This is a genomic window from Pseudomonas sp. GL-R-19 (assembly GCF_019956375.1).
Classification (GTDB): Bacteria; Pseudomonadota; Gammaproteobacteria; order Pseudomonadales; family Pseudomonadaceae; genus Aquipseudomonas.
The window spans coordinates 79,555-86,279 of the sequence record NZ_JAHBDJ010000023.1 but is presented as its reverse complement, the minus strand read 5'-3'; the positions used below and the strand labels follow the sequence as shown (position 1 = coordinate 86,279).

At 62.0% G+C, this 6,725-nt stretch carries 6 protein-coding genes; 1 reads left to right on the top strand and 5 read right to left on the bottom strand.

All coding sequences use genetic code 11. From position 1 onward, the window contains the following. Positions 1–97: 97 nt before the first annotated feature. Both KGA83_RS14350 and KGA83_RS14345 read right to left on the bottom strand, forming a co-directional pair. On the bottom strand, positions 98–856 hold the full coding sequence (locus KGA83_RS14350; RefSeq protein WP_223529957.1) for a CHAD domain-containing protein: 759 nt from the start codon (positions 854–856) through the stop codon (positions 98–100). 100 nt (positions 857–956) lie between these two features. Beyond that, positions 957–1,235 carry a hypothetical protein gene (locus KGA83_RS14345; protein WP_007991739.1) on the bottom strand — a complete coding sequence of 93 codons (279 nt, stop codon included), beginning with the start codon at positions 1,233–1,235 and terminating at the stop codon, positions 957–959. A gap of 221 nt (positions 1,236–1,456) precedes the next feature. Between KGA83_RS14345 and KGA83_RS14340 the strand changes: the two genes are divergently transcribed. Further along, positions 1,457–2,494 (top strand): patatin-like phospholipase family protein, encoded by a 1,038-nt coding sequence (locus tag KGA83_RS14340; protein WP_108215451.1) that lies wholly within the window; start codon positions 1,457–1,459, stop codon positions 2,492–2,494. Between the two features lie 152 nt (positions 2,495–2,646). Here KGA83_RS14340 and KGA83_RS14335 read toward each other — a convergent pair whose 3' ends face one another. The 3 genes from KGA83_RS14335 to kdpC all read right to left on the bottom strand — a co-directional run bounded on the left by KGA83_RS14335 (position 2,647) and on the right by kdpC (position 6,724). Next, the gene (locus tag KGA83_RS14335; protein ID WP_223529956.1) at positions 2,647–3,345 is read right to left on the bottom strand and encodes a response regulator; all 699 of its coding nucleotides are present in this window, start codon (positions 3,343–3,345) and stop codon (positions 2,647–2,649) included. Between the two features lie 48 nt (positions 3,346–3,393). Continuing rightward, the gene (locus tag KGA83_RS14330; RefSeq protein ID WP_223529955.1) at positions 3,394–6,045 is read right to left on the bottom strand and encodes a sensor histidine kinase; all 2,652 of its coding nucleotides are present in this window, start codon (positions 6,043–6,045) and stop codon (positions 3,394–3,396) included. 133 nt (positions 6,046–6,178) lie between these two features. Then, positions 6,179–6,724, bottom strand: a complete 546-nt coding sequence (kdpC, locus tag KGA83_RS14325) for a potassium-transporting ATPase subunit KdpC (protein ID WP_223529954.1) — start codon at positions 6,722–6,724, stop codon at positions 6,179–6,181. Position 6,725: the final 1 nt, after the last annotated feature.

The window sequence follows — 6,725 nt, the reverse complement described above, 5'->3', positions numbered from 1 at the left end:
AGCCTGCTCGCGATAGCGGTCTAACAGTCACGATGTGTGCTGAATGTTAATCCGCTATCGCGAGCAGGCTCGCTCCTACAATGGATCTCCGGTGTTTTCAGGATTTGAAACAGGCCTTGGTGAGCTTTTCCAGCACAAGGTCCGCACGCTGTTCAGCCTCGGCCATGGTGGTTGTCCAGACCGCAACACAGGGCTGCAAATCCGCTTCCTGTTCAGCCATGGCCAGCCATTGCACGCAATCGTGCCAATCGCCCAGTGCGCCCTGGGCCGATTTCAACCGGGGCATGGCCGCTTTCGGCAAACGGTCCAGCTCGGGGTAAGCGTCGATGCCATAGCGCACACGCTTGATCAGCAGGCGCAGCCGATGACGGTCATGGGCCGGGTCGTGCAGTGCCTCGTCGAGTTTCTCCCACTGCTTGCTCAGGCGTTTTTCGATGCGCTTGCGTAAGCCCTTGAGCAATCCCAGGCGCTGGGCGGCGCGCAGAAAACGCGGAAATGCATCGAGGACGATCAGCAATTGCGCAAGTTCAGGGCTGGCCGCCACGGCCGGATAGGCCTTGGCCATTTGCGCCGTGCGTCGCCGCGCGGCTTGGGGTTGATGGTGCTGGAGCAGGTACGCCGCCAGCACTTCGCGATCACGTAAAGGCGTGGTCAGGCCGCCCACCCGGGAGGCGGCCGCTTCCAGTTGCTCGACACCGGGCTGCCCGCGCAAGGGGCGCAACAGGCTGCGTAACCGACGCGTGGTTGTGCGCAGATCGTGTAACGCTTCAGGGTCTGTACGGTCTTTCAAGCGAGCCTGACAGGCCAGCAGACGAATTTCCAGGCCCAGGACACGAGCCACCAACCGATCGATCATGGGGGTTTACTCCGTAAACAGCGCCAGGCTGCAAGCTACGAGCTGTAAACCCGATGAGTCTTGCAGATCATAGCTTAGAGCCTGCAGCTGCTTTTTGCCTTCAACGCCCCGCGCGCGACTCACGAATATAGAAACGGGCTTTCTCGGCCTTGTGGGAGCAGCCTTCGAACCCCTCGAATTGTTGCTGGGTCTTGGCCGCGGTCAGCAGCGACAAGGCTTTGGAGTAGCTGACGGTCCCGGCGAAACCTTCGGCCTTGGCCAGGTCCAGTTCATGCCATGCAGCATCCAGGTTACTACCGCAACTGTCGCGATAAGCGGTTTTGCCGGCACAACCGGCGAGCGCCAGGGCAATCAATGGTACGCAGATCCAGGCTTTCATCACTCACTCCTCAAAGATAGGTCAACAGTCGTGCAGGTAAGACGGTGTGGCACCTGAAAAGTGCCGTTGGTCCGCTGTGCAAACTATAGCGCTGACGAGAATAACCATGTGCCGCCACGGAGTGTCGAAAATACGACGCTCGTGCCCCATCGAACGACCATGGCGATTGAAGCATGACCCTCGTTGGGTGCATTGTTGAACCATTCGAACGAGGGCGATTCATGAAAAAGCGTGTCGCGCTGGTATTGGGCTCGGGTGGAGCGCGGGGTTATGCGCATATTGGGGTCATTGAAGAGATCGAACGGCGCGGCTATGACATTGCCTGTATCGCCGGTTGCTCCATGGGCGCGGTGGTGGGAGGGATCTACGCCGCCGGCAAACTCAATGATTACCGCGACTGGATCGAGAGCCTGGATTATCTCGACGTGTTGCGTCTGGTGGACGTCAGTTTTCGTCTGGGGGCGATCCGTGGCGAGAAAGTCTTCGGACAGATCCGCAAGATCGTCGGCGAGATCAACATCGAAGATTTGCGTATTCCCTACACCGCGGTTGCCACCGACCTGACGAACCAGCAGGAAATCTGGTTCCAGGAAGGTTGCCTGCATCAGGCCATGCGCGCCTCGGCAGCGATTCCCAGCCTGTTTACCCCGGTGATGCAGGGCAACCGCATGTTGGTGGACGGCGGCATTCTCAACCCGCTGCCGATCGTGCCCGTCGTGTCGAGCCATTGCGATTTGATCATCGCGGTCAACCTCAACTCCACCAACCAGCGCCACTATCAATTGCCGGTCATCCAGCGTCCCGCCGCCTTCAAGACCCGCTTCGACAGCTTGATCAACTCCGTCGGCTCGAAGTTGCCGTTCCGGCGCAAACAGGCTGAACAATTGTTGGTTCTGGAACAGGAAGCCTTGAAGGCCGAAGGTGCAGACTTCAACCCGTGGATCGAATCCCCCGAGCCCCAAGCGCAGCAACCCGCGGCAACTCCGCAAACCAGTGGCGCGCCCCGCTCCGCCACCGGTTCGTTCATCATCGACAACGTCGGGCCGGCGTCCTTGCTGGATTTGATCAACCAGAGTTTCGAGGTGATGCAGACGTCGCTGGCGCAGTACAAGATTGCCGGGTATCCGCCGGACATCCTGATCAACGTGCCTAAACGCGTGTGTCGGTTTTTCGAGTTCTACAAGGCGCCGGAGCTGATCGCGCTGGGACGGGAGATTGCGCGGGATACGCTGGATCGGTATGAGAATGAGCAGAACTGAACGCCTGAAAGTTCTCGGGTGACTATCAGTGCCTCTTCGCGAGCAGGCTCGCTCCCACAGTAAATCTTCGGTGTTCACAAAATTTGTGTTTGACCAGGATCCCATGTGGGAGCGAGCTTGCTCGCGATGGGGCCGGATCATTCAGCACAAAACTAAAGGCTGCTCTCACTCAACAACCGATACCCCACCCCTGCCTCAGTGACGATAAACCGCGGCCGGGTCGGGTCATCCGCCAGCTTCTGGCGCAAGTGCCCGACCACGATGCGCAGGTAGTGAGTGTCTTCGGTGTGAGTCGGCCCCCAGATGTCCTTGAGCAATTGCTGCTGGGTGATCACCCGCCCGGGATGTCGCGCCAGTTGCGCCAGCACGGCGTATTCCTTGCGAGTCAGGGCGACTTCGACATCGTCGAGCAGCACCCGGCGATACGCCAGGTCGACCGTCAACGGACCAAAGGTCAGCGCCGCTTGTTGCACCTCGCCGACGGGCGCCTGGCGCAACAACGCACGAATCCGTGCCAGGAATTCCTGAATGCCGAACGGCTTGGTCACGTAGTCATTGGCACCGCCATCCAGGGCTTCGACCTTCTGCCCTTCACCGGCGCGCACCGAGAGCACCAGCACTGGCACCGTCGACCATTCGCGAAAATCGCGCAATACCTGTTGGCCGTCCATGTCCGGCAAGCCGAGATCGAGCACCAGCAAGTCCGGTTTGTTCAACGCCGCTTGTGCCAATCCTTCACTGCCGGTGCCGGCCTCCAGCACTTTATAGCCCTGGGAAACGAGGCTGATGCGCAGGAATTTGCGGATCTGCGGTTCGTCGTCGATGACCAAAATGGTCGCGGTCTGGCTCATGAATTCACATCAACACAAAGAAGAGGCAAGAGAGTAGCGCAAGCACGATCAGGCTTCACTCTCGTATCCCGGCTGAGGCTGTAGCGGCAGGTGCAACGTGATGCAGGTGCCGCGCCCCTCGATACCGTCGGCAACGCTGATGCGCCCGCCATGGGCACCGACCATGCCCTGACAAATCGCCAACCCCAGCCCGGTACCCTGCCCGCCACGATCACCCCGCGCCGCGGTGTAGAACATGTCGAAAATCTTCGCCCGTTCCGCCTCCGGAATCCCCGGTCCCTCATCGCAGACCGAGAAAAACAGCTCACTGTCATCGGCCCCGGCGCGCAATTGCAAACGTCCGTGGTGCGGCGAAAACCGCGCGGCGTTTTCCACCACGTTGACCAGTGCCTGTTCGATCAGCGCGGCGTGCACGTACAGCAGCGGCAATTGCGCCGGTACTTCGGTGCTGACCTGCAGCGACGCGAGTACCGCGCGCAAGCGATTGAGCGCACTGCCGATGATATCGGCCGGCGACACCCAGTCCCGTGCCAGCTTCAGCGCGCCGTGGCCGAGCCGGGTCATGTCGAGCAGGTTTTGAATGTAGCGGTCGAGGCGTTCGGCTTCATCGCGGGTGCCTTCGAGCAACTCACGTCGATCCTCCAGCGGGATCGCCTCACCCAGGGCCAGCAGGCTGTCGATACTGCCGCGCATGGACGTCAGCGGAGTGCGCAAGTCGTGGGACACCGAAGCCAGCAAGGCGCTGCGCAATTGCTCGGTTTCGCCGTGCAGCCGCGCCGCTTCCAGATCATCAGCCAGTTGCGCCCGGGCCAGCGCCTGGGCCAGCGGCTGGCTCAGCGCGGTCAACAAGCGTCGGCGCTGGCCACTCAGGGTCTGGCCTTCCCTGGCACATACGCCGAGCAACGCCAGCGGGCCGTCCTCCACCGATAACGGCCACCACCACCAGCGGCCGAACGGCAAGGTGCCGGTGCCCGCACCCGCCGGTTGATCGTGCTGCCAGGCCCAATCGGCGGCGGCGCGTTCGGCTTCGGAGAACTCCAGCGGGCCACCGGTTTCGACTTTCCAGCCACTCTGCCCGTCGCGATTGAGCAGGCACAGTTGCACATCGCTCCATCCATTGAGGTGTTGGGCAGCCGCGCTGACCACGGCCTGGCGGTCGGTGGCGGCGGTAAGTTTGCGCGACAGGTCAAGCAATTCGGTGGTTTCTTCCTGGGTATCGCGCAGTGCCTGCAATTGCCTGCGCTGGCGCGCCGCGAGGTTGCCGGTGAGGGCAGCCATCAGCAGGAAGAACAACAAGGTCAGCACGTCTTCTTCGCGCTGGATACTGAAAGAGAAATTAGGCGGAATGAACAGGAAGTCATAGGTCAGAAACGACAGCGCCGCACAGGCCAGCGCCGGCCCGAGACTGCTGCGCACCGCCACCAGCAAAACGGCGGCGAGGAACACCAGCGAGATGTTCGGCAATGGCAGAACACTCGCCACGGCCCACGCCAGGGCGCTGGCCAGAACTGTCGCCACCACCGCCAATGCGTAGTCGAACCAGACCAGTGAATGCATCGACCGCTGATGGGGTTGATGCGGCTGGTGATCGCTGTCGAGTACGTTGATTTCCAGTCCGCGCGCATTGCGCAGCAGCCGCGCCGCCAGCCCGCCCCCGAACAGACGCCGGCGCAATCTCGGCCGGGACTGACCGACCAACAACAGGCTGGCACGGCGTTCGGCGGCATGCTGGATCAGGGTCTTCGCCACTTCACCGGCGCGCAGCAACACCACTTCGCCGCCCAGCCGTTCGGCCAGTTGCTGAGCGCTTTGCAGGCGCAGGCGCGACTGTTCGTCACGCACGCGGCCGTTGTCCACGTGCACCAGGCTCCAGGGCAGGTGCCGCCGCTGGGCCACGCGGCTGGCATGCCGTACCAGGCGCTCAGCCTGGGCATCGCCGTCGACCCCCACCAGCAAACGCCCGCGCACGGCCGGCGCCGCTTGCCCCAACTGACGATACCCTTGGGCCAGATCGTTATCGACCTGAGCCGCCGCGGTTTGCATTGCCAGTTCGCGCAGGGCCGTGAGGTTGGTCTGGGAAAAGAACGCGTCGATGGCCGCCCGCGCCTGCTCCGGCACATAGACCTTGCCATCGCGCAGTCGCTCCAGCAGCTCCCGTGGCGGCAAGTCGATCAGCAATAGTTCATAGGCTTCCTGCAACACCCAGTCCGGCAGGGTTTCGCGGACCTGCACACCGGTGATGCCGCGCACTTGGTCGTTGAGACTTTCCAGATGCTGGACGTTGACCGTGGTGTACACGTCAATGCCGGCGGCGAGCAGTTCCTGAATGTCCTGCCAGCGTTTTTCGTGACGGCTGCCGGGTGCATTGGTGTGTGCCAGTTCGTCGACCAGCACCAGTTTCGGTTTGGCTTTGATCAGACCGTCGAGGTCCATTTCTTCAAGCAACACGCCACGGTATTGCGAACGCACCAACGGCTGCTGTGGCAAGCCGCCGAGCAGGGCTTCGGTTTCGGCCCGGCCGTGGGTTTCGACGACGCCGGCAATGACTTTCACCCCTTGGCGTAACTGGGTGTGGGCCGCTTGCAACATGGCGTAGGTTTTGCCGACACCCGGCGCGGCACCGAGAAACACTTTGAGCCGGCCACGGCCATCGCGGGGCAGGTCTGCTAACAGCGCGTCGGCGCGGCCGGAGTTGCTCATGTATGAAGCTCTCTTTTTTTCTGGAATTGATATAGCGACTGTTCTGACGCCTTCGCGAGCAGGCTCGCTCCCACAAGTTGGAATGCGTACTCCTGTGGGAGCGAGCCTGCTCGCGAATGGCTGCGCCGCCGATCTACAGGTTTTCCAACGCCAGATTCAACTCAAGCACATTCACCACCGGTGGGCCTACCAATGGCTGTTCGATGTGGGCGTCCAGCAGTTGTTGCAGTGTCGCTACCGGCAGGTTGCGCGCAGCCGCGACACGCGCCAGTTGATAGGCAATCGCTGCCGGTGGCAAGTGCGGATCGAGTCCGCTGCCGGACGTAGTGACCAGCGCCAATGGCATCGGCCCCTGGCCTGGCACCAGCAGTTTGTTGGCATCGTCGATCACACGGGTCGCCAAGGCCGGGTTGCTCGGCGACAGGTTGCTGGCGCTGCTCGACACGGTGGCAAAGGCACCGGCCGAAGGACGCGGGTGGAACCAGGTGTCGCCGACGAAATCCTGGGCGATCAGCGAGGAACCGCGGACCTTGCCCTCGGCATCACGCACCAGGCTGCCGTTGGCCTGATCCGGGAACGCGATCTGGGCCACGCCGGTGACCACCAGTGGATAAGCAACCCCGGTGATCAGCGTCATCAGGACCAGCAGGCTCAGGGCCGGGCGTATCAATGTGGACATT

Coding starts and splice junctions, on each gene's coding strand:
- KGA83_RS14350 (WP_223529957.1), bottom strand. CDS start 856: ATGATCGATCGGTTGGTGGCTCGTGTCCTGGGCCTGGAAATTCGTCTG.
- KGA83_RS14345 (WP_007991739.1), bottom strand. CDS start 1,235: ATGAAAGCCTGGATCTGCGTACCATTGATTGCCCTGGCGCTCGCCGGT.
- KGA83_RS14340 (WP_108215451.1), top strand. CDS start 1,457: ATGAAAAAGCGTGTCGCGCTGGTATTGGGCTCGGGTGGAGCGCGGGGT.
- KGA83_RS14335 (WP_223529956.1), bottom strand. CDS start 3,345: ATGAGCCAGACCGCGACCATTTTGGTCATCGACGACGAACCGCAGATC.
- KGA83_RS14330 (WP_223529955.1), bottom strand. CDS start 6,045: ATGAGCAACTCCGGCCGCGCCGACGCGCTGTTAGCAGACCTGCCCCGC.
- kdpC (WP_223529954.1), bottom strand. CDS start 6,724: ATGTCCACATTGATACGCCCGGCCCTGAGCCTGCTGGTCCTGATGACG.